The sequence below is a fragment of the Zoogloea sp. genome (assembly GCF_044344315.1).
Taxonomy (GTDB): Bacteria; Pseudomonadota; Gammaproteobacteria; order Burkholderiales; family Rhodocyclaceae; genus Zoogloea.
The window spans coordinates 1-2,919 of sequence record NZ_JBIJDC010000197.1 but is presented as its reverse complement, the minus strand read 5'-3'; the positions used below and the strand labels follow the sequence as shown (position 1 = coordinate 2,919).

General features: G+C 64.3%; 1 protein-coding gene and 1 pseudogene. Both read right to left on the bottom strand.

The genetic code is table 11. The features are described from left to right. A pseudogene (aceE, locus tag ACIQ09_RS22110) lies at positions 1–940 on the bottom strand (pyruvate dehydrogenase (acetyl-transferring), homodimeric type); the annotation flags it as partial. Between the two features lie 394 nt (positions 941–1,334). Beyond that, complete coding sequence (locus ACIQ09_RS22105; protein ID WP_398314570.1) at positions 1,335–2,549, bottom strand: ABC transporter substrate-binding protein; 1,215 nt, start codon at positions 2,547–2,549, stop codon at positions 1,335–1,337. Positions 2,550–2,919 lie beyond the last annotated feature (370 nt).

Here is a 2,919-nt window from a genome sequence, read left to right as displayed (position 1 = left end):
TGCCCTTCTTGTCGCGGTTGAACAGGGCGTCCCAGTGGGTGCCCCAGATCAGCTTGATGACGTTCCAGCCGGCACCGCGGAACTCGGCTTCGAGTTCCTGGATGATCTTGCCGTTGCCGCGCACCGGGCCGTCCAGGCGCTGCAGGTTGCAGTTGATGACGAAGATCAGGTTGTCGAGCTTCTCGCGACCGGCCATGCCGATGGCGCCGAGGGACTCCACTTCATCCGTCTCACCGTCGCCCAGGAAGGCCCACACCTTGCGCTGCTCGGCCTTGGCGGCATCGATCAGGCCGCGGCTGGCCAGGTACTTCATGAAGCGGGCGGAGTAGATCGCACACAGGGGGCCGAGGCCCATGGACACGGTGGGGAACTGCCAGAAATCCGGCATCAGCCACGGGTGGGGGTAGGAGGAGATGCCCTGGCCGTCGGTTTCCTGACGGAAGTTGTCCATCTGGTCGTCGGTCAGGCGGCCCAACATGTAGGCGCGGGAGTACACGCCCGGCACCGAGTGGCCCTGGAAGAAGATCAGGTCGCCGCCGGTTTCGTGATTGATGCTCTTCCAGAAATGGGAAAAGCCCACGTCATAGAGGGCTGCGGCGGACGCAAAGGAGGCGATGTGGCCACCCACATTGGTGTCCTTGTTGGCACGCACGACCATGGCCATGGCGTTCCAGCGGATGTAGGAGTGGAGCTTGATCTCCATGTCCGGATCGCCCGGGTACTTGGGCTGCTGGTCTGCAGGGATCGTGTTGATGTACTGGGTGTTGGCGGAGTAGGGGATGTCGATCCCTTCCTCACGGCCCACCTCGATCAGCTTCTCGATCAGGAAATGTGCCCGTTCAGGGCCTTCCTGGGCGACGACGCCTTCGAGTGCATCCAGCCATTCTTTGGTTTCCTGGGCGTCGATGTCTGCCTGGGAATTCTGCGTGTTCGCGGCCATGGTTTGTCTCCTCATGACTTTGCGGGTTGTGGGTTGCCATCGTGGGTAACGACAGCGGGCTTTCACTGCAAACCTGCGTGGACCGGATCACGGCCCTGATATTTCGCAATATAAAACCAAATCCCGCATTGTGCAATACGTAAGATCCCCTACGCATGCGTCGACGAGGCGTGATCGCGCCCCCTGCGCAGGGCGCACGAAGGGCATGGAGGGGCCTCGCGACGAGGGTCGACAAGCGGGCGAATTGATCAAGAGCGTGATCGCCGGCCGGGCATGAGTGCACCGGCCGGCGAAGCTTCGTTCGACGGGAATGGGAAAAAAAACGGCCGGGGGCGAGGGAGGGAGGGAGAAAACCCCCGGCCGTTCGCGGAAGTGTGAGTTCCGCTGTGCGGGATCATTTGGACTGCGCGTCCCGCTTTCGGTCTTCGTCATAGGCGAAGACCACTTGACTGTTGCGTACTTCCCCGATGACCGGGATCCGGGGCGTATCGATCGCCTCGTGGTCGGTCCTGGAGAAGGGTCGATCATATACCATCACGATGCCTTCCACCCGCTCCTTGAGGGATTCCAGCGCATCGCGCAGGCGAGCGCCATCGGTGCTGCGGGCCTGGCGGATGGCGGCGGCCAGCAGCAGCATGGAGTCATAACCCTGGGCGGCGGCAGGCGCCACCGGGATACGCTCCACGCCGAAGGCCTTGCGGTACTTGTCGATGAAGGCCTTGCGCTGGGGGGTGTTGCCATCCTGGATGAAGGTCTGGGGCATGCGCGTGCCCTCGGCGTTGGGCCCGGCGTTGTCGATGAAGTTGGACATGGCCAGCGCCCAGCTGCCCATCAGCGGCACCTTCCAGCCGATGCGCACCATGCCGTTGGCCAGATGGGCCAGCTCAGGGCCCAGCCCGTAGGTGAGGATGGCCTCGGCGCCGGCGGCCCGGGCCCGGGCCCGCTGGGGCGTCATGTCCACGTCGCGGATGTTGAAGCGCTCCACCGCCACCGGTTTGAGGCTGTGGCGCTCCAGGGCACGCTCCAGGTCTTCCCGGCCGAGCTGGCCGTAGTTGGTGCTGTCGTGAAAGATTGCCAGCTTGCGCAGGCGCCGGCGCACCACGGCCTCCTCGACGATCATCGCCGCCTGGATGGTGTCGGGGGCCGACACGCGGAAGATGTAGTTGTCCGGGTACTGGGGGGGCAGGAACTGCTTGGTGATGATGGAGCCGGTGGCCACCGAGGTGATCATCGGGATGTGGGCCTGCTGGTAGAAGCGCTGGCTGGCCAGGGCCACACCGGTGTTCACGATGCCCAGGCCGGCGACGATCTTCTCCTGGTTGATGAGCTCCTGCACCACCTGGGCGCCGCGCTCGGGGCGGGCCTCGTCGTCCCGCTCCACCAGCAGCACCGGCCGCCCGAGGATGCCGCCGGCCTCGTTGATTTCCCGCGCCGCCAGCCGGATGCCGTCGCGCATGGCGATGCCCATCGGGTTCGATCCGCCGGTGAAGGGGCCGGACACACCGATGCGGATCGGTTCTATGGCCGAGGCCGGAGATACCGGCAGAGCCAGCGCGGCCAGCGTCGCCAGGATTGCCGTGCGCACGAATCGCAGCAAGGTGGTCTCCATCAATGGGTGGCCGCTCAGGGTCGGCTCTGGTTCGCACGAATGCGACCCCTAACCCTAGACCCGGCTGGCCAGGGCGGGAATGCGGGACAACCCTTAGCCCCGTGTGTTTGACGGCTGCTTTTGTGGGGTCGAATTCACTGGCGATGTTCGCGTTAAGTATGTAAACCCTGCCCCTGGCAGGCACGCCGGGCTTGGTGAGCCTTGCCGTCCGGGGTGGAAGCGCTTTCCAGGTTTTATCCGAATGTCGTTGAGTTCCTCCCTTCGACCTTTAACCGGTGAGCCCTTACGGGCGGCTTTCCGTTGTACTACGTCACATTGGCCGGGGACTCGCCCCCGGCGGGCGACCTTCTTTCTTGTTGTACGACAAGAA

What these genes read in the sequence shown, in the direction of transcription:
- ACIQ09_RS22105 (WP_398314570.1), bottom strand. Translation starts at nt 2,549, where the DNA reads ATGGAGACCACCTTGCTGCGATTCGTGCGCACGGCAATCCTGGCGACG.